General features: G+C 66.3%; 12 protein-coding genes and 3 rRNA genes. 5 read left to right on the forward strand and 10 right to left on the reverse strand.

What is annotated here, in order from left to right; genetic code table 11:
* The first annotated feature begins 4 nt into the window (after positions 1-4).
* From FBY35_RS32235 to FBY35_RS32250, 4 genes are read left to right on the forward strand one after another with little or no spacing between them, the layout of a single operon-like run.
* The gene (locus tag FBY35_RS32235; RefSeq protein WP_186357116.1) at positions 5-694 is read left to right on the forward strand and encodes a DUF4129 domain-containing protein; all 690 of its coding nucleotides are present in this window, start codon (positions 5-7) and stop codon (positions 692-694) included.
* The gene (locus FBY35_RS32240) at positions 691-1890 is read left to right on the forward strand and encodes a DUF4350 domain-containing protein (RefSeq protein WP_142217457.1); all 1200 of its coding nucleotides are present in this window, start codon (positions 691-693) and stop codon (positions 1888-1890) included. Before FBY35_RS32235 ends, FBY35_RS32240 begins: the two co-directional genes overlap by 4 nt.
* Positions 1887-2870 (forward strand): MoxR family ATPase, encoded by a 984-nt coding sequence (locus FBY35_RS32245; protein ID WP_142217458.1) that lies wholly within the window; start codon positions 1887-1889, stop codon positions 2868-2870. Before FBY35_RS32240 ends, FBY35_RS32245 begins: the two co-directional genes overlap by 4 nt.
* A gap of 11 nt (positions 2871-2881) precedes the next feature.
* Positions 2882-4192, forward strand: a complete 1311-nt coding sequence (locus FBY35_RS32250; RefSeq protein ID WP_142217459.1) for a DUF58 domain-containing protein — start codon at positions 2882-2884, stop codon at positions 4190-4192.
* 75 nt (positions 4193-4267) lie between these two features.
* On the opposite strand, the gene rrf is transcribed toward FBY35_RS32250, so the two are convergent.
* The 4 genes from rrf to FBY35_RS32270 form a co-directional block, all read right to left on the reverse strand.
* Positions 4268-4384, reverse strand: a 5S ribosomal RNA gene (gene rrf / locus FBY35_RS32255).
* Between the two features lie 92 nt (positions 4385-4476).
* Positions 4477-7600 (reverse strand): 23S ribosomal RNA (locus FBY35_RS32260).
* A gap of 298 nt (positions 7601-7898) precedes the next feature.
* Positions 7899-9424 (reverse strand): 16S ribosomal RNA (locus FBY35_RS32265).
* The 16S, 23S and 5S rRNA genes sit together here, the layout of an rRNA operon.
* A gap of 586 nt (positions 9425-10010) precedes the next feature.
* A complete protein-coding gene (locus tag FBY35_RS32270; protein ID WP_142217460.1) occupies positions 10011-11018 on the reverse strand; it encodes a stage II sporulation protein M in 1008 nt (335 codons plus the stop codon).
* Positions 11019-11140: 122 nt separating this feature from the next.
* On the opposite strand from FBY35_RS32270, the gene FBY35_RS32275 reads away from it, so the two are divergent.
* Positions 11141-12133, forward strand: coding sequence for an RDD family protein (locus FBY35_RS32275; protein WP_186357117.1), 993 nt, complete (start codon positions 11141-11143; stop codon positions 12131-12133).
* Positions 12134-12192: 59 nt separating this feature from the next.
* Here the strand turns inward: FBY35_RS32275 and FBY35_RS32280 are convergent, their stop codons facing one another.
* The 6 genes from FBY35_RS32280 to FBY35_RS32310 all read right to left on the reverse strand — a co-directional run bounded on the left by FBY35_RS32280 (position 12193) and on the right by FBY35_RS32310 (position 18475).
* Positions 12193-12807, reverse strand: a complete 615-nt coding sequence (locus FBY35_RS32280) for a hypothetical protein (RefSeq protein ID WP_142217461.1) — start codon at positions 12805-12807, stop codon at positions 12193-12195.
* 186 nt (positions 12808-12993) lie between these two features.
* The gene (ahcY, locus tag FBY35_RS32285) at positions 12994-14451 is read right to left on the reverse strand and encodes an adenosylhomocysteinase (RefSeq protein WP_142217462.1); all 1458 of its coding nucleotides are present in this window, start codon (positions 14449-14451) and stop codon (positions 12994-12996) included.
* Positions 14452-14723: 272 nt separating this feature from the next.
* A complete protein-coding gene (locus FBY35_RS32295; RefSeq protein WP_142217464.1) occupies positions 14724-15701 on the reverse strand; it encodes a cation diffusion facilitator family transporter in 978 nt (325 codons plus the stop codon).
* Positions 15702-15836: 135 nt separating this feature from the next.
* Positions 15837-17000: a mannose-6-phosphate isomerase, class I gene (manA, locus tag FBY35_RS32300; protein WP_142217465.1), complete on the reverse strand. Its 1164-nt coding sequence runs from the start codon at positions 16998-17000 to the stop codon at positions 15837-15839.
* Between the two features lie 121 nt (positions 17001-17121).
* A complete protein-coding gene (locus FBY35_RS32305; protein ID WP_142217466.1) occupies positions 17122-18258 on the reverse strand; it encodes an SIS domain-containing protein in 1137 nt (378 codons plus the stop codon).
* 34 nt (positions 18259-18292) lie between these two features.
* Positions 18293-18475 carry a Trm112 family protein gene (locus FBY35_RS32310; protein ID WP_142217467.1) on the reverse strand — a complete coding sequence of 61 codons (183 nt, stop codon included), beginning with the start codon at positions 18473-18475 and terminating at the stop codon, positions 18293-18295.
* Positions 18476-18848: the final 373 nt, after the last annotated feature.

Genomic DNA, 18848 nt, shown 5'->3' on the forward strand with positions numbered 1-18848 from the left:
TGCGGTGTCCACCACGGGGGGCGTGATGACGGCGCGGCAACTGATCCGCGCAAGCGACGACGTACCGGTGGACACTCCCCGCATCCCCGCACGGGAGGCGGCGGAGCGGGAACTGTCCAAGCCGATGTACCACGAGAACGACCCGAGCCTGCTCCAGCGCGCCCTCGACCGCTTCTGGGACTGGGTCGGCGGCATATTCGACTCCGCGTCCGGCGCCACCCCCGGCGGCCCGCTCGGACTCCTCGTGGTCATCCTGCTCGTGATCGGCCTGGTCACTGCCCTCTGGTGGCGCCTCGGCACGCCCCGGCGCACCCCCGGCTCCGCAGACTCCCTCTTCGACAGCAGCCCACGCAGCGCATCCGAACACCGCACGGCTGCCGAGGCCCACGCCGCCGCCGGACGCTGGAACCAGGCCGTCCAGGAACGCATGCGGGCCATGGTCCGCTCCCTGGAGGAACGGACCCTCCTCGACCCGCGCCCCGGCCGCACCGCGGACGAGGCAGCCGCCGAGGCCGGGCGTTCCCTCCCCGCCCAGTCCGACGGACTCCGTTCCGCCGCCCGGGAGTTCGACGACGTCACATACGGCGGCCGGACCGCCGACCGGCAGGCATATCTGCGTCTGCGTGACCTCGACCTCGAGTTGGAACGCACAAAGCCCCAACTGAGCAGCGCGGCCCAGGGAGCAGCCGAATGACGGCGACTTCCGTCAGCCCCACCTCCATGGCCCCGACGAAGCGTCAGATGTGGACCCGGACTCGCGGCCTGCTCCTCGCCCTTGTCATCCTTGTCGCAGCCGGGATCGCCATGGCCGCCCTGCGTTCCGGGGACCAGCACGGCCGCCTCGACCCTCGCTCCGCCGACCGCTACGGCAGCCGCGCCGTAGCCGAACTCCTCAAGGACCGCGGTGTCTCCACCCGCGTGGTCACGACCCTCGACGAGGCGGTCACGGCAGCCGGACCCGACACCACGCTGCTCGTCACCGTCCCCGACCTGCTGACGGAATCTCAGCAACGCACGCTTCGGAACGCGATGACCGGCTCCGGCGCGCGCACGGTTCTCCTCGCCGCCGGACCCGCGTCGCTCGGCACCCTGGCCTCCGGTGTCCACAGCGAAGCCCCGGCTCCCGTCTCGGCACGCACCCCCCAGTGCTCCCTCCCCGCTGCCCGCAGCGCGGGCAACGCCGACCTCGGCGGTGCGCGTTACTCCACCGAGACGCCCGGCGCCGACCGCTGTTACCCGAGCGACGGCCTGCCCACTCTTCTCCGGATCGACGAACGGGGCGACGGCGACACCGTCCTGCTCGGCTCTCCCGACATCCTCTACAACCACCGCCTGGACAAGCACGGCAACGCTTCCCTCGCCCTGCAACTCCTGGGCTCCCGCAGCCATCTGGTCTGGTACCTCCCTTCGCTCGGCGACACCTCCGCCGCACAAGACGGCGCTGACGGCGACACCGACAGCACGTTCTTCGACCTCATCCCCTCCGGCTGGCTCTGGGGGACACTCCAGCTCGCCGTCGCCGCAGGCCTGGCCGTGATCTGGCGCGCCCGTAGTCTCGGCCCGCTGATCACCGAACGGCTTCCTCTCGCCATCCGCGCCTCCGAGTCCACCGAGGGCCGCGCCCGCCTCTACCGCAAGGTGAACGCCCGTGACCGCGCGGCCGCAGCCCTGCGTTCGGCCACCCGTACTCGCATCGCGCCGACACTCGGCGTCCCCCCTGCGGACGCCCACTCCCCCGATGCCCTGCTCCCGGCTGTCTCGGCCCATCTCCCGACCGGCGAACGAGACCTCAACGGCCTGCTCTTCGGCCCGGCCCCGGCCGACGACACCGACCTCATTTACCTCGCTGACCAACTCGACGCCCTCGAAAGAGAGGTACGCACTTCATGAGCGCCCCGACCACCGAGACAGCTGAGAACTCGGATCGCGCCCGCGCCTCCCTGGAGGCCCTGCGCACCGAGATCGCCAAGGCCGTTGTCGGCCAGGATCCGGCTGTCACCGGACTCGTCGTGGCTCTGCTCTGCCGCGGCCATGTCCTCCTCGAAGGAGTACCGGGCGTCGCCAAGACACTTCTGGTCCGCACCCTCGCCGCATCCCTCGAACTCGACACCAAGCGTGTCCAGTTCACTCCCGATCTGATGCCCAGCGACGTGACCGGCTCCCTCGTCTACGACGCACGCACCGCCGAGTTCTCATTCCAGCCCGGCCCTGTTTTCACCAACCTTCTTCTCGCGGACGAGATCAACCGCACGCCGCCCAAGACGCAGTCCTCTCTCCTGGAGGCGATGGAGGAACGCCAGGTGACCGTCGACGGCGCACCTCGCCCTTTGCCCGACCCCTTCCTCGTCGCCGCGACCCAGAATCCCGTTGAGTACGAGGGCACTTACCCGCTGCCCGAAGCCCAACTGGACCGCTTCCTCCTCAAGCTCACGGTCCCGCTTCCCAGCCGCGAGGACGAGATCAACGTCCTGACCCGTCACGCCGAAGGCTTCAACCCCCGCGACCTGGAAGCGGCAGGCGTACGCCCCGTCGCCGGCCCGGCTGACCTGGAAGCCGCCAGGGCAGCCGTCGCCAAGACCTCGGTCTCCTCCGAGATCGCCGGCTATGTCGTCGATATCTGCCGCGCCACCCGTGAATCCCCCTCACTCACTCTCGGTGTGTCCCCCCGAGGCGCCACAGCGCTGCTCTCCACCGCCCGGGCATGGGCATGGCTTACAGGCCGCGACTATGTCATCCCCGACGATGTGAAGGCCCTGGCCCTGCCCACCTTGCGCCACCGGATCCAGCTGCGGCCCGAAGCGGAGATGGAAGGAGTCACCGCCGACTCCGTCATCACCGCGATCCTCAGCCATGTCCCCGTCCCCCGCTGAGGAGCTGCCCCATGGCCCTCACCGGACGAACCGCACTCCTCGCCGCTCTCGGCTCTCTCCCCGTGGGCATCCTGGCCCCGAGCTGGACCGGGATGCTTGCTGTGAACGCGCCTCTTTCCCTGGCAATCTTGTGCGACTACGCCCTTGCCGCGCCAGTGCGAACGCTCCGATTCACCCGAAGCGGCGACACGTCAGTTCGATTGGGTGACGGCGCCGAGGTCCACCTCACGGTCACCAACCCGTCCGGCCGCCCTCTGCGGGCCCACTTCCGCGACGCCTGGCCCCCCAGCAGCTGGATCACCGGCACCGAACAGGCCGCGTCGCGCCACAAGCTGACCGTGCCCGCCGGCGAACGCCGCCGGGTCACCACGCTCCTTCGCCCCACCCGCCGTGGGGACCGCCAGGCGGAGCGCGTCACCATCCGCTCCTACGGACCGCTGGGCCTGGCCGCCCGCCAGGGCAATCACAAGGTCCCCTGGACCGTTCGCGTCCTGCCGCCCTTCACCAGCCGCAAGCACCTGCCCTCCAGACTGGCCAGGCTGCGCGAGCTGGACGGCCGCACGAGTGTCCTCATCCGCGGCCAGGGCACGGAGTTCGACAGCCTTCGCGACTACGTGCCAGGCGACGACACCCGTTCCATCGACTGGCGAGCAACCGCCCGTCAGACCACCGTCGCAGTGCGCACCTGGCGCCCCGAACGCGACCGCCACATCCTCGTCGTCCTCGACACCGGCCGCACATCTGCCGGTCGGGTCGGAGATGTCCCGCGCCTCGACGCGGCCATGGACGCGGCACTGCTGCTCACCGCGCTGGCCTCACGCGCCGGCGACCGGGTGGACCTCCTGGCATACGACCGACGTATCCGGGCCCAGGTCCAGGGACGTTCGGCCGGTGATCTCCTGCCCGCCCTGGTCAGCGCACTCGCTCCCCTGGAGCCGGAACTCGTCGAGACCGACGCCCGTGCTCTCAGCGCCACCGCCCTGAGCTGCGCCCCGCGCCGCTCCTTGATCGTGCTGCTCACGAGCCTCGACGCCGCGCCCATCGAAGAAGGACTGCTCCCAGTTCTCCCTCAGCTCACACAACGGCACACGGTGCTCGTTGCCTCGGTCGCTGACCCTCATATCCAGCAGATGTCCACCTCCCGGGGCACCATCGAGGCGGTGTACGACGCCGCGGCAGCCACCCAGACTCAGGCCCAGCGCCGCCGTACGGCAGAACAGCTCCAACGGCATGGCGTCACTGTCGTCGACGCGACTCCCGACAACCTTGCACCAGCTCTTGCAGATGCCTACCTCGCGCTGAAAGCTGCCGGCCGACTCTGAACGAGTCTGGAGGCATCGGGCCGTGAAAGCAGGAAAGCCCCGCACCAGGAGGTGCGGGGCTTTCCCACAATGATTGTTCGGCGGCGTCCTACTCTCCCACAGGGTCCCCCCTGCAGTACCATCGGCGCTGAAAGGCTTAGCTTCCGGGTTCGGAATGTAACCGGGCGTTTCCCTAACGCAATGACCACCGAAACACTATGAAGATATCCGACACCGGAATCCCCCGGCCAGGGGGGACTCGACAGTTCGTTACTTCAGAACTGACACAGTGGACGCGAGCAACTGAGGACAAGCCCTCGGCCTATTAGTACCAGTCAGCTCCACCCCTTGCGGGGCTTCCACATCTGGCCTATCAACCCAGTCGTCTACTGGGAGCCTTAACCCCTCAAAGGGGGTGGGAGTCCTCATCTCGAAGCAGGCTTCCCGCTTAGATGCTTTCAGCGGTTATCCTTTCCGAACGTAGCCAACCAGCCATGCCCTTGGCAGGACAACTGGCACACCAGAGGTTCGTCCGTCCCGGTCCTCTCGTACTAGGGACAGCCCTTCTCAAGACTCCTACGCGCACAGCGGATAGGGACCGAACTGTCTCACGACGTTCTAAACCCAGCTCGCGTACCGCTTTAATGGGCGAACAGCCCAACCCTTGGGACCGACTCCAGCCCCAGGATGCGACGAGCCGACATCGAGGTGCCAAACCATCCCGTCGATATGGACTCTTGGGGAAGATCAGCCTGTTATCCCCGGGGTACCTTTTATCCGTTGAGCGACGGCGCTTCCACAAGCCACCGCCGGATCACTAGTCCCGACTTTCGTCCCTGCTCGACCCGTCGGTCTCACAGTCAAGCTCCCTTGTGCACTTACACTCAACACCTGATTGCCAACCAGGCTGAGGGAACCTTTGGGCGCCTCCGTTACCCTTTGGGAGGCAACCGCCCCAGTTAAACTACCCATCAGACACTGTCCCTGATCCGGATCACGGACCCAGGTTAGACATCCAGCACGACCAGAGTGGTATTTCAACGACGACTCCACCTGAACTGGCGTCCAAGCTTCACAGTCTCCCACCTATCCTACACAAGCCGAACCGAACACCAATATCAAACTGTAGTAAAGGTCCCGGGGTCTTTCCGTCCTGCTGCGCGAAACGAGCATCTTTACTCGTAGTGCAATTTCACCGGGCCTATGGTTGAGACAGTCGAGAAGTCGTTACGCCATTCGTGCAGGTCGGAACTTACCCGACAAGGAATTTCGCTACCTTAGGATGGTTATAGTTACCACCGCCGTTTACTGGCGCTTAAGTTCTCAGCTTCGCCACACCGAAATGTGACTAACCGGTCCCCTTAACGTTCCAGCACCGGGCAGGCGTCAGTCCGTATACATCGCCTTACGGCTTCGCACGGACCTGTGTTTTTAGTAAACAGTCGCTTCTCGCTGGTCTCTGCGGCCACCCCCAGCTCACGGAGCACGTCCGATCACCAAAGATGGCCCCCCTTCTCCCGAAGTTACGGGGGCATTTTGCCGAGTTCCTTAACCATAGTTCACCCGAACGCCTCGGTATTCTCTACCTGACCACCTGAGTCGGTTTAGGGTACGGGCCGCCATGAAACTCGCTAGAGGCTTTTCTCGACAGCATAGGATCATCCACTTCACCACAATCGGCTCGGCATCAGGTCTCAGCCTCAATGTGTGACGGATTTGCCTATCACACGGCCTACACCCTTACCCCGGGACAACCACCGCCCGGGCTGGACTACCTTCCTGCGTCACCCCATCGCTTACCTACTACCACCTTGGACCGGCGGCTCCACCACTCCCCTTCACCCGAAGGATCCAGGACGGCTTCACGGCCTTAGCATCAGAGGGTTCAGTACTGGGCGTTTCAAAGCGGGTACCGGAATATCAACCGGTTGTCCATCGACTACGCCTGTCGGCCTCGCCTTAGGTCCCGACTTACCCTGGGCAGATCAGCTTGACCCAGGAACCCTTAGTCAATCGGCGCACACGTTTCTCACGTGTGTATCGCTACTCATGCCTGCATTCTCACTCGTGAACCGTCCACCACTCGCTTACGCGGCGGCTTCACCCGGCACACGACGCTCCCCTACCCATCCACACTCCCGTTGGGGATCATGTGTGAATGACACGACTTCGGCGGTACGCTTGAGCCCCGCTACATTGTCGGCGCGGAATCACTTGACCAGTGAGCTATTACGCACTCTTTCAAGGGTGGCTGCTTCTAAGCCAACCTCCTGGTTGTCTCTGCGACTCCACATCCTTTCCCACTTAGCGTACGCTTAGGGGCCTTAGTCGATGCTCTGGGCTGTTTCCCTCTCGACCATGGAGCTTATCCCCCACAGTCTCACTGCCGCGCTCTCACTTACCGGCATTCGGAGTTTGGCTAAGGTCAGTAACCCGGTAGGGCCCATCGCCTATCCAGTGCTCTACCTCCGGCAAGAAACACACGACGCTGCACCTAAATGCATTTCGGGGAGAACCAGCTATCACGGAGTTTGATTGGCCTTTCACCCCTAACCACAGGTCATCCCCCAGGTTTTCAACCCTGGTGGGTTCGGTCCTCCACGAAGTCTTACCTCCGCTTCAACCTGCCCATGGCTAGATCACTCCGCTTCGGGTCTTGAGCGCGCTACTAAACCGCCCTGTTCGGACTCGCTTTCGCTACGGCTTCCCCACACGGGTTAACCTCGCAACACACCGCAAACTCGCAGGCTCATTCTTCAAAAGGCACGCAGTCACGACGCACAGAGCAAGCTCTGCACGCGACGCTCCCACGGCTTGTAGGCACACGGTTTCAGGTACTATTTCACTCCGCTCCCGCGGTACTTTTCACCATTCCCTCACGGTACTATCCGCTATCGGTCACCAGGGAATATTTAGGCTTAACGGGTGGTCCCGCCAGATTCACACGGGATTTCTCGGGCCCCGTGCTACTTGGGTGTCTCTTAAACGAGCCGCTGACGTTTCAGCTACGGGGGTCTTACCCTCTACGCCGGACCTTTCGCATGTCCTTCGCCTACATCAACGGTTTCTGACTCGTCTCATCGCCGGCAGACAATGAAAAAGAGATCCCACAACCCCGTATGCGCAACCCCTGCCGGGTATCACACGCATACGGTTTGGCCTCATCCGGTTTCGCTCGCCACTACTCCCGGAATCACGGTTGTTTTCTCTTCCTGAGGGTACTGAGATGTTTCACTTCCCCTCGTTCCCTCCACACTGCCTATGTGTTCAGCAGCGGGTGACAGCCCATGACGACTGCCGGGTTTCCCCATTCGGAAACCCCCGGATCAAAGCCTGGTTGACGGCTCCCCGGGGACTATCGTGGCCTCCCACGTCCTTCATCGGTTCCTGGTGCCAAGGCATCCACCGTGCGCCCTTAAAAACTTGGCCACAGATGCTCGCGTCCACTGTGCAGTTCTCAAGCAACGACCAGCCACCCACCACCCCACCCAACAGGGCGAGTTCACCGGGGCCGGCATCCCGAAGGACGAGCTCACGCTCGCACCCTCAGACACCCAACAGCGCGCCCGGCACGATCCCCTGACCACACGTTCCACGCCGAAGCAGTACTAGTGAAGCCCTGAAACCGTGCCGAATAGTCAACGTTCCACCCATGAGCTGACCACCGTCGGACATTTGCCGACGTAGTGGCTCTGGACCCCTGTGACAGGGCCTAGATGCTCCTTAGAAAGGAGGTGATCCAGCCGCACCTTCCGGTACGGCTACCTTGTTACGACTTCGTCCCAATCGCCAGTCCCACCTTCGACAGCTCCCTCCCACAAGGGGTTGGGCCACCGGCTTCGGGTGTTACCGACTTTCGTGACGTGACGGGCGGTGTGTACAAGGCCCGGGAACGTATTCACCGCAGCAATGCTGATCTGCGATTACTAGCAACTCCGACTTCATGGGGTCGAGTTGCAGACCCCAATCCGAACTGAGACCGGCTTTTTGAGATTCGCTCCGCCTCGCGGCATCGCAGCTCTTTGTACCGGCCATTGTAGCACGTGTGCAGCCCAAGACATAAGGGGCATGATGACTTGACGTCGTCCCCACCTTCCTCCGAGTTGACCCCGGCAGTCTCCTGTGAGTCCCCATCACCCCGAAGGGCATGCTGGCAACACAGAACAAGGGTTGCGCTCGTTGCGGGACTTAACCCAACATCTCACGACACGAGCTGACGACAGCCATGCACCACCTGTATACCGACCACAAGGGGGGCACCATCTCTGATGCTTTCCGGTATATGTCAAGCCTTGGTAAGGTTCTTCGCGTTGCGTCGAATTAAGCCACATGCTCCGCTGCTTGTGCGGGCCCCCGTCAATTCCTTTGAGTTTTAGCCTTGCGGCCGTACTCCCCAGGCGGGGAACTTAATGCGTTAGCTGCGGCACCGACGACGTGGAATGTCGCCAACACCTAGTTCCCAACGTTTACGGCGTGGACTACCAGGGTATCTAATCCTGTTCGCTCCCCACGCTTTCGCTCCTCAGCGTCAGTAATGGCCCAGAGATCCGCCTTCGCCACCGGTGTTCCTCCTGATATCTGCGCATTTCACCGCTACACCAGGAATTCCGATCTCCCCTACCACACTCTAGCTAGCCCGTATCGAATGCAGACCCGGGGTTAAGCCCCGGGCTTTCACATCCGACGTGACAAGCCGCCTACGAGCTCTTTACGCCCAATAATTCCGGACAACGCTTGCGCCCTACGTATTACCGCGGCTGCTGGCACGTAGTTAGCCGGCGCTTCTTCTGCAGGTACCGTCACTTGCGCTTCTTCCCTGCTGAAAGAGGTTTACAACCCGAAGGCCGTCATCCCTCACGCGGCGTCGCTGCATCAGGCTTTCGCCCATTGTGCAATATTCCCCACTGCTGCCTCCCGTAGGAGTCTGGGCCGTGTCTCAGTCCCAGTGTGGCCGGTCGCCCTCTCAGGCCGGCTACCCGTCGTCGCCTTGGTAGGCCATCACCCCACCAACAAGCTGATAGGCCGCGGGCTCATCCTTCACCGCCGGAGCTTTCAACCCCCCAAGATGCCTCGGGAGGTGGTATCCGGTATTAGACCCCGTTTCCAGGGCTTGTCCCAGAGTGAAGGGCAGATTGCCCACGTGTTACTCACCCGTTCGCCACTAATCCACCCCGAAGGGCTTCATCGTTCGACTTGCATGTGTTAAGCACGCCGCCAGCGTTCGTCCTGAGCCAGGATCAAACTCTCCATGAATGTTTACCCGTAATCGGGTTCAACACCACAAGAGCGGGACAACCAGTCGGAATAAGACCAGTCGTCCACAGCGTCCTCGCTGTGTTTTCGCCTGCCCGCCACAAGGGCCGACAGGACTTTCAAAGGAACCTCCAACCCACCGAAATGGGCCGGGGTTGTCAATCTGGCGTTGACTTTTGGCACGCTGTTGAGTTCTCAAGGAACGGACGCTTCCTTCGTACTCACCCTCACGGGCTTTCCTCCGGGCGCTTCCCTTCGGTCTTGCATTTCCAACCTTACCAGACTCTATTTCCGCTCCGTTTCCGGTGAGGAATTCGATTCCAGCGGCCGTTGGAAGGCCATTGCCTTTCGGCTGACCCGACTTTATCAGAAACATTTCGGCCGAGCTAATCGACCTTGTGATCCGGATTTGAATCGGAAGGCTCTGCGGAAATTGAATTTCCGTTGAGAGCGAGAGAGACACTAGCGGTCACACTCGAACTTGTCCAGTTCCAGGCAACCGTTTGAATCTACCTCCCCACTCGTGCCGTGTCAACGGTTTTGTGGGCGGTGAGGAGACTAGCAGGTCAGAAGTGGTGGTTGCACATCAGGCAGCCGCCGGGAGCTCGGCGCTGCGGTCTGCTGCGTCCAGGTCACCCGTGTCACCATCTCCGGCCGCTCGGCCGCCCAGGATGTAGACGTACGCCAGAAAGGCCAGCTCAGCAGCGATGCCGATGGCGATACGCGCCCAGGTCGGCAGCCCCGAAGGGGTCACGAAGCCTTCGATCACTCCGGACACGAACAGGACGAGCGCGAGGCCAATGGCCATGCCGATCGCCGCGCGGCCCTGCTGGGCGAGGGCTGTCCGGCGGGATTGGGGGCCCGGGTCAATCACCGTCCAGCCCAGGCGTAGGCCCGTGCCCGCGGCGACGAAGACGGCCGTCAGCTCCAGCAGACCGTGCGGGAGGACAAGGCCCAGGAAGGTGTCGAGGCGGCCCGCCGACGACATGAGGCCGATGCCGACGCCCAGGTTCAGCACGTTGAGGAAGAGGATCCAGATCACTGGAATGCACAGGAACGCGCCAAGGGTCAGGCACATGGCCGCGGCCTGGGCATTGTTCGTCCAGACCTGGGCGGCGAAGGAGGCCGCGGGGTGGCTGGAGTAATACGTCTCGTACTCACCTCCCGGGCGGGTGAGCCGGCGGAGCTCTTCCGGTGCGGCAATCGTCGCCTGGACCTCGGGGTGCGTGCCGATCCACCAGCCGATGATCGCGGCGAGGACCGTGGAGAGGACGGCGGTGGGTATCCACCATTGCCGTGATCGGTAGACGGCCGCGGGGAAACCGGCGGTGAGGAAGCGGACCGCGTCGCGCCATGTGGCGCGGCGCGTGCCCGTCACCGTCGAGCGGGCGCGAGCGACGAGCTGGGTGAGCCTGCCCGTCAGCATCGGGTCCGGGGCGCTGGACTGGATGAGCGAGAGATGGGTCGCCGTGCGCTGGTAGAGGGCGACCAGCTCGTCGGCCTCGGCGCCGGTGAGGCGGCGTCCTCTGCGCAGAAGGTGATCCAGGCGGTCCCACTCGGCACGGTGGGCGGTCACGAAGACGTCGAGGTCCATGGTCGGCTGCTGCTCCAGGCACTGGGTGCGTACGGTCCGTACTACTGCGGCGCGCTGCGGGCCAGCTTGGCAGACTGAGGAATCAAGGGGCGGAGTAGGTCGATGGCGAAGGGCGGGCAACAGTGAGTGCGCTTGTGACGGGGGATGCGGTCGTACTGGGGCTGCAGCCGGCGAAACTGCCGAGCCGGGCACTCGCTGTCGTGATCGATCTTGTGGTCGTGTTCGCCGCCTATTTCATGGTGTCGATCGGGCTCGCGGTGGCGACGGCCTCGCTGGACGAGGCGGCGGTGATGGCCGTGTCGATCGCGACGTTTCTGCTTGTCCTTGTCGGGGCGCCGATAGCCGTGGAGACGCTCAGTCATGGCCGCTCCCTGGGGAAGCTCGCCTGTGGGCTGCGGGTGGTGCGTGACGACGGAGGGCCGATCCGGTTCCGGCACGCGTTGGTGCGCGGGGCGATGGGTGTGGTGGAGATCCTTATGTCGTTCGGGGTCATTGCCTGTATCGCCTCGCTGGTGTCGGCCAGGGGGCGGCGTATCGGCGATGTGTTCGCGGGCACGCTGGTAATAAGGGAGCGGATGCCGGCCTCGCGGGGAATGGTGACACCGCCTCCGCCGCCGTGGCTTGTGGGGCGGTTCTCCGAGCTGGATCTGTCGGGGGTGCCGGACGATCTCTGGCTCGCGATACGTCAGTACCTGACGCGGATGAGGCAGCTGGACCCGGCCGTGAACTGGTCGATGGCGGTGCGGCTGGCCGGCGATCTCGCGGCGCGCACGGGGGCTCCGGCGCCGGACGGGGTGCCGCCGGCGGCGTTTCTGGCAGCCGTGGTGAACGAGCGGCAGGCGCGCGATGCGCGGCGGGCTTTCCGCGTGGGAGCCAATGCGCGGGCGGACGGCAGCAGCGCGCAGGCGACCGGGCTGCCGGGTGCGAACGTTTCGGCCACCGCGGGGGCATCGGCTCCGTTGGTGGGGGCTGCGCCTTCCGGCGGGGTGACAACAGGAGGCGAACCGGCGCCGTGGCCTTTGGCCCGCGCCGCGGCCGAGTCGCCGCAGCCGCAGCAGCCGCCGTCGCAGCCTCAGCCGCCGCAGCAGGCCACGGGGTTCGCGCCGCCTGCGTAGGTCGTGACCGGGTGAGCCGATCACCGACGTAGGCCTGCCCGTCGCACCCACATTGGTCGTCAGGGGAAGACCGAGGGGGGGCTCTCCAGGTCTTCGAGTTCGATGCCGGGGGCTGCCAGCACCACGTCCCCGGCGATGTGCACGACGTGCTGCTCTCCCGTGTCCAGGGCGCTGACCTGGTATTCGTCCACGGTCAGGGGGCCATTGTCAGTGGCATGCGCTTCACTCTTCATCAGGGCCCAGGACTGATCGAGTGTGCGGGGGGCGAGGACAGGATCCGTGAAGGCGACGAGGCGTACGCGCGTCGCCGGGGAGTCGGGGGTGAGGCGCAGGAGACGTGAGAGGGCGACAAGGAAAGCGGGGGATCTGCCCGTGAAGGCATGGGCGCGGACATTGCCTTCGGTGGCATGCGTGCCGGTGGGGTCGGTACGGACCCAGGTGACGCCGTCGATGGCGGCACCGCGGACCTGCCAGCTCCCGGCGTGGAGTTCGAGACGGATGGGACGGCCGAGTTCGTCGAGGGCGAGATCGACGGAGCCGGCGTGATCGCCGGAGGGGGTGGTGATCTGGGAGACGTAACGCCAGCCGGAGGGGCCGGGGGCGCATTGGAAGTGTTCTTCGCCGAGGGGGGTGTGATCGTGCGGATCGTGGAGCGAATAACGGCCGCGGGGCATGGGGGCGTAGGTGTCCTTGTGCGGTGAGGCTCGTGCGGTGGAGCCGGAGCCGTTCGGGGAGGGTATGGGGCAGGCCCCCGACACGGGGGTGCGGGGGCCTGCCTGGTACCGCTGGTACCTGTCGCCGATGGCTGCCGAGGTGTGTCAGTAGCCGATCAGAAGTGCTGACTGATCAGGAGTGGCCGATCAGTAGCGGTAGTGGTCGGACTTGTACGGGCCGTCGACTTCGACGCCGATGTAGGCGGCCTGCTCCGGGCGGAGCGTCGTCAGCTTCACGCCGAGTGCGTCCAGGTGGAGCCGGGCGACCTTCTCGTCCAGGTGCTTGGGCAGCACGTAGACGTCGGTCGGGTACTCCTCGGGCTTGGTGAACAGCTCGATCTGGGCCAGCGTCTGGTCCGCGAAGCTGTTGGACATCACGAATGAGGGGTGACCGGTCGCGTTGCCCAGGTTCAGCAGGCGGCCTTCGGACAGCACGATCAGCACCTTGCCGTCGGAGAAGGTCCAGGTGTGCACCTGCGGCTTGACCTCGTCCTTGATGATGCCCGGGATCTGCGCCAGGCCGGCCATGTCGATCTCGTTGTCGAAGTGGCCGATGTTGCCCACGATCGCCTGGTGCTTCATCTTGGCCATGTCCGCGGCCATGATGATGTCCTTGTTGCCGGTGGTCGTGACGAAGATGTCGGCCTTGTCGATGACCTCGTCGAGCGTGGTGACCTGGTAGCCGTCCATGGCGGCCTGCAGCGCGCAGATCGGGTCGATCTCCGTGATGATCACCCGGGCGCCCTGCCCACGCAGCGACTCGGCGCAGCCCTTGCCCACGTCGCCGTAGCCGCAGACGACGGCGGTCTTGCCGCCGATCAAGACGTCGGTGGCGCGGTTGATGCCGTCGATCAGGGAGTGGCGGCAGCCGTACTTGTTGTCGAACTTCGACTTGGTGACGGCGTCGTTGACGTTGATCGCCGGGAACAGGAGGGTGCCGTCACGGTGCATCTCGTACAGGCGGTGAACACCGGTCGTGGTCTCCTCGGTGACGCCGCGAATCTCGGACGCCAGGTGGGTCCACTTCTGCGGGGACTCGCCCAGCGTGCGGTTCAGCAGGGTGAGGATTTGGCCGTACTCCTCGCTGTCCGCAGTCGAGGGGTCCGGGGCCGCGCCCGCCTTCTCGAACTCCACGCCCTTGTGGACGAGGAGGGTGGCGTCGCCACCGTCGTCGAGGATCATGTTCGGGCCGCCGGTGGGGGTGTTCGGCCAGGTCAGCGCCTGCTCCGTGCACCACCAGTACTCCTCCAGCGTCTCGCCCTTCCAGGCGAAGACCGGGACGCCCTGGGGGGCTTCCGGGGTGCCGTTCGGGCCGACCGCGATGGCCGCGGCCGCGTGGTCCTGGGTGGAGAAGATGTTGCACGACGCCCAGCGGACCTCGGCGCCGAGGGCGACCAGGGTCTCGATGAGTACGGCGGTCTGCACGGTCATGTGCAGAGAGCCGGTGATGCGCGCACCCGCCAGAGGCTGGCTGGCGGCGAACTCCTTGCGGATGGACATCAGGCCGGGCATCTCGTGCTCGGCGAGAGTGATCTCCTTGCGGCCGAAGGCGGCGAGGGAAAGGTCGGCGACCTTGAAGTCCTGGCCAGTGGCGACAGTCGACATGCGAGCTGCTCCTCGTGGTGTGGGTCGAGGGTCTGGGTACGGCTGGCTCTGCGGCGGCGGACACAGGAATGCCCGGGCGCTCGCATTGCAGTCCGTCGGAGGCCCTCTCTCCCTCGGCCGGTCCCGGCAAGGGGACCGCCCGACCGCCATCAGCAGCGACGTCTGACTCTGGTCACGAATCTACACCGATCGACCCGGCGTACCCCAGCCCGCCCGGGGCCGGGATCCGGTCAACCGCGGTCTCACCGGGCCGATCGACGGGTTCGCACGGCTCAGTGTGCGGCGTCCGGGCCCGGGCCGCCCGGGGCCTTGGCCGGGTTGGCGCCCGCCGCGGCCGCCGACTCGCTGTAGATGTCGGGCTCCAGGTAGATCACGCGCGCGATGGGCACGGCGGTGCGGATACGGTCCTCGGCGGCGTTGATCGCATTGGCGACCTGGGCGGCCGTGTCGTCGTGCTGTACCGCGATCTTCGCGGCGACCAGCAGTTCCTCCGGACCGAGGTGGAGCGTGCGCATGTGGATGATGCCGGTGACGCCTTCACCGTCGACGGCGGCCGCCTTGATCTTCTCGATCTGATCCGTACCGGCCGCCTCGCCCAGCAGCAGGGACTTCGTCTCGGCCGCCAGGACGAGCGCGATGACGATGAGCAGGACGCCGATGCAGAGCGTTCCGATGCCGTCCCAGACGCCGTCGCCCGTGGCCAGGGCGATGCCGACGCCGCCGAGGGCCAGGACCAGACCGACCAGCGCGCCCAGGTCCTCAAGGAGGACGACGGGGAGTTCGGGGGCCTTGGCGCGGCGGATGTACTCCGTCCAGGAGAGCTCGCCACGTGTCTCGTTCGACTCCTTTATGGCCGTACGGAACGAGAAGGACTCGGCGACGATCGCGAAGACGAGGACGCCGATCGGCCAGTACCAGTCCTCGATCTCGTGGGGGTGCTTGATCTTCTCGTAACCCTCGTAGATCGCGAACATGCCGCCGACCGAGAAGAGCACGATGGAGACGAGGAAGGCATAGATGTAGCGCTCGCGGCCGTAGCCGAAGGGGTGCTGCGGGGTGGCCTCACGCTCGGCCTTCTTGCCGCCGAGCAGCAGGAGGCCCTGGTTTCCGGAGTCGGCGACCGAGTGAACCGCTTCGGCGAGCATCGAGGACGAGCCACTGAAGAGGAACGCCACGAACTTCGACACCGCGATCGCGAGGTTGGCGGCAAGTGCCGCCACGATCGCCCTTGTTCCGCCTGAAGCGCTCATCTGTTCCTGCAGTCCCTTCGTATGCCCTGGTGCCGTTCGCCTGCCCGGTGCCGTACGCCCCGTGCCGTACGCCTCATGGGCTTTGCCCGTCCTTTGCGGTGCGTCATTGTTGCAGCCCGCGGCTGAGAGGGCGCGTCAGACCACCACGGTGGCACGGAAGACCGTGCCAACTCCGGACACTTCGACCTTTTCGCCCGCCGGGACAAAGACGGACTGGCCCGGGGAGACGGCGAGTTCACCGACGCGGACCGTGCCCGCCGTGCAGAGCAGGATCTGCGGGGTGCGGGCCGTCAGGTCGCGAGGCGCGGCTCCGGCCGCGACGACATAGCGGGAGAGCCGGAACTCCTCGATCGGCGTTTCGTACACCTCCTCGCCCTCGGGCGAGGCCTCGGGGCGCAGGATGCCCGGGTCGCCCGCCTCGAAGCGAACGACACGAAGCAGTTCGGGAACGTCCACGTGCTTCGGCGTCAGTCCGCAGCGCAGCACGTTGTCGGAGTTGGCCATGATCTCCACGCCGAGGCCGTCGATATAGGCGTGGGGGACTCCGGCGCCGAGGAACAGGGCCTCGCCGGGCTGCAGTTGGACATGGTTGAGCAGCATGGCAGCGATCACGCCCGGGTCGCCTGGGAAGTGGTGCGCGAGGGCGGCGTAGGGGGCGTAGTCGCCGCCGAGCCTCTCGCAGGCGGCCGCGGCGTCGGTGACGGTGGCCGCCATCTCTTGGGGATCGGCGCCCAGCACCGCGGTCAGGACCTCGCGCAGTGCGGCCGCCTCCGGGTGGGCGTGCAGAAGGTCGACGTACGGCTTGAGCGAGTCCACGTCGAGACCGGCGAGGACATCGGCGGCTTCAAGGGGCGGGCGGAAACCGCACAGGCCCTCGAAGGGGGTGAGCGCGCAGATCAGTTCGGGCTTGTGGTTGGCGTCCTTGTAGTTGCGGTGCGGGGCGTCGATCGGGACGCCCGCGCTCTCCTCAGCTGCGTAACCCTCCTTGGCCTGGGCGAGGTTCGGGTGGACCTGGAGGGAGAGGGGGGCGCCGGCCGCGAGGATCTTGAGGAGGAAGGGCAGACGGGGGCCGAACCTGTCGACGGCGGCGGCGCCCAGTTCGCGTACGGGGTCGGCGGCGATGACCTCGGAGAGCGGTCGCTCCTCATGGTCACGCGTGACGCGCGAGGGTGCCCCGGGGTGGGCGCCCATCCACATCTCGGCCTGGGGCTCGCCGTTGGGGGCGATGCCGAGCAGCTCCGGGATGGCGGTCGTGGATCCCCAGGCGTAGGGGCGCACGGTGTTGGAGAGGCGGTCCATGGTCTGTGTTCTTCCCGGTTCTCGTGGTGACGTCTTGCGCGCCGTTAACGGCTACGGGGGACGCTTGCGCGCTGTGGCGGCTGCGGCGTGGCGGTGCCGTGCACGAGCAGCGTCGGGACGGTTACGGGTGCGCGCCGGTGTCCGCCAGAGCCAGGTAGACGGCGGCGAAGTCGGTGATCGCAAGAAGTTCGGCGATCGACTCCAGCTCGGAGCCGTCCTCCGGTTCGAGCTCACTGATGGGGGTGTCGTGGCTGAGCGCGAGTTCGCGGGCGGCGGGGGCGGCGGTGAGGCCGCCGATGGGGCGGTCTCGCAGCAGTACCACCCGGGCATGGAGGGCCTGCGGCTCCTCGACGCGGTCCCGGAAAAAGTCCTCCGGGTCGGCGCCCAGGGCGAAGTCACCCACGAGAAGCCCGCCGTGCGCGGGCAGCGCCTCGGGCAGCTCGGCGACGAGGGCGGGGCAGCCGGCCAGCTCGGCCAGTACGGCCGTGAAGCGGCGGCCGGCCGGGCCGGCGCCCGGGCCCTCCGTCCAGATCAGCGGAAGGCTGTCGGCGAGCTCGGCCGCGAGTGTCTTGGCCGGATTGCTGTACGTGGCGATGGCCGGGCCGCAGCGTTCGGCGGTCTTGTCCAGGCGGTCGGCCACCTTCGCCAGGGTCTCCTGAGAAGCCTCCAGAAGTCCGACCCGGTCGAGGAGGGCCAGGAGCGGGGTGAACAGGGCCCACAGGGCGCCGGGGCTCGCGGCCTGCGTCTCCTCATACAGCTCGTGCGGGGCCTTGGCCATCGGGACGACCATGCCGTGGGTTCCGTCGACGGCCTCCACGAGCGGGGAGCCCAGCGGAGCCACGGCGACGACCGTGGACCCGCGGCGGTACGCCTGCTCGGCGAGGAGGGCGAGGCCGGGTTCACTGCCGTCGGTGGTCGCGATGAGCAGCAGGTCGAGGGAGCCCGCCCAGCCCGGGAGCGCCCAGCGCAGGGCGCCGGCGGCGGGTGCGACGCCGGTGGGGTGCAGCCGGGTGACAGGGGCGGACGCACCGGCCAGGGCGCCGATCAGGTCAGCGACTCCGGTGGCGGCATGGCCGGGACCGGCGACGAGGACGGCGCGCGGGCGGCCCTCGGGCTTCAGCTCGGCGATACCTGCCTCGGCGGCGTGGCGGGCCGCGGTGCGTACGCGCGCCCCGGCCTCGGCTGCGCCATGGAGCAGACCTCGGCGATCGGCGCGGGCCAGGGCTTCCGGGTCGTCGAGGAGTGACTCGTCGAGCATGGGGTTGGGCCTCCGATCGCCGTGCGGTTGTGGGTCAGGCGGGGCGGCGTGCCTCGTCGACGAGGAGGACGGGGATGTCGTCCCGGACGGGGTAGGCCAGGCCGCAGTCCTTGCCAGTGCAGATCAGCTCGGGGGTCTCGGCTGCGGAGCTGTCGCTGAGGGGGGCGTGGCAGGCGGGGCAGGCGAGGATCTCGAGGAGGCCGGCTTCGAGCGGCATGTGCGGGGGTGTCCCTTCGGGTGGGGCGGCGCGGTCGCTGGCGCGGGTCGCTGCCGCGGTTTGCGGTGCTGCGGCCCCCGGGTCGGACTTGCGGTCGCGGGTCTGTGGATCAGGCCACGTCAGCGTACCGCCGGGGGGAGGGGTGCGGCGCGTTCTGTGGGTACGCGGGGCGGTTCGCCTCACGCCTGCTCTCTTACTGCGGCTTGGCGGCCGTGGGAGGTACCCCATCCGGAAACCGGGGCGAGGCCCCGGGCCCCCGGCGTCTTCGCCTGCCCATGGACCGGCTTCGGCGCCGGGACGTTGGCGACGGACGCGCGCGCCGTGTTGTGGAGGGCCTGCCTGGCCCGCGGGGGGACGGCGCCGCTTCCACAAA

Origin of the sequence: Streptomyces sp. SLBN-118, from assembly GCF_006715635.1 — a bacterium.
In the GTDB taxonomy this organism is placed as follows: domain Bacteria; phylum Actinomycetota; class Actinomycetes; order Streptomycetales; family Streptomycetaceae; genus Streptomyces.

What these genes read in the sequence shown, in the direction of transcription:
- FBY35_RS32305 (WP_142217466.1), bottom strand. Translation starts at nt 18,258, where the DNA reads ATGCTCGACGAGTCACTCCTCGACGACCCGGAAGCCCTGGCCCGCGCC.
- ahcY (WP_142217462.1), bottom strand. Translation starts at nt 14,451, where the DNA reads ATGTCGACTGTCGCCACTGGCCAGGACTTCAAGGTCGCCGACCTTTCC.
- manA (WP_142217465.1), bottom strand. Translation starts at nt 17,000, where the DNA reads ATGGACCGCCTCTCCAACACCGTGCGCCCCTACGCCTGGGGATCCACG.
- FBY35_RS32295 (WP_142217464.1), bottom strand. Translation starts at nt 15,701, where the DNA reads ATGAGCGCTTCAGGCGGAACAAGGGCGATCGTGGCGGCACTTGCCGCC.
- FBY35_RS32310 (WP_142217467.1), bottom strand. Translation starts at nt 18,475, where the DNA reads ATGCCGCTCGAAGCCGGCCTCCTCGAGATCCTCGCCTGCCCCGCCTGC.
- FBY35_RS32270 (WP_142217460.1), bottom strand. Translation starts at nt 11,018, where the DNA reads ATGGACCTCGACGTCTTCGTGACCGCCCACCGTGCCGAGTGGGACCGC.
- FBY35_RS32280 (WP_142217461.1), bottom strand. Translation starts at nt 12,807, where the DNA reads ATGCCCCGCGGCCGTTATTCGCTCCACGATCCGCACGATCACACCCCC.
- FBY35_RS32250 (WP_142217459.1), top strand. Translation starts at nt 2,882, where the DNA reads ATGGCCCTCACCGGACGAACCGCACTCCTCGCCGCTCTCGGCTCTCTC.
- FBY35_RS32245 (WP_142217458.1), top strand. Translation starts at nt 1,887, where the DNA reads ATGAGCGCCCCGACCACCGAGACAGCTGAGAACTCGGATCGCGCCCGC.
- FBY35_RS32240 (WP_142217457.1), top strand. Translation starts at nt 691, where the DNA reads ATGACGGCGACTTCCGTCAGCCCCACCTCCATGGCCCCGACGAAGCGT.